Origin of the sequence: Alcanivorax sp. HI0007 (assembly GCF_001635525.1) — a bacterium.
Lineage (GTDB): Bacteria > Pseudomonadota > Gammaproteobacteria > Pseudomonadales > Alcanivoracaceae > Alcanivorax.
This window is the reverse complement of the sequence record NZ_LWEJ01000205.1, coordinates 1-280: the sequence shown is the minus strand read 5'-3', so window position 1 is coordinate 280 and position 280 is coordinate 1. Positions and strand designations below refer to the sequence as shown.

1 protein-coding gene is annotated in these 280 nt (G+C 61.1%); it reads right to left on the bottom strand.

From position 1 onward, the window contains the following. Positions 1-280, bottom strand: a 280-nt coding sequence (locus tag A3714_RS10460) for a reprolysin-like metallopeptidase (RefSeq protein ID WP_197463409.1), incomplete at both ends; no start/stop codon positions are given.

The window sequence follows — 280 nt, the reverse complement described above, 5'->3', positions numbered from 1 at the left end:
CCGGTGCTGTTATCAAAGCGCTCCGGGTTGGCGCTGTCAGCGCTGAATCCTGCATCCACCGGGTAGTTGAAGCAGGCATCGTGGTTGCTGAGGCTGTCGACCTTGGCCGTCATCTGGGTTACCGAGCAACGGGAAAAGCCGGTGGCGCTGGGGTCGGCAAAGCTGGACATGATATGGCCGTTGCCGCAGTAACGCTCCGGGTTGTCGACCTGGTCGGCTTCCACATTGTCGTGGTTGGCGCCGAAGTTATGGCCGATCTCATGGGCCATGACGATGGCCG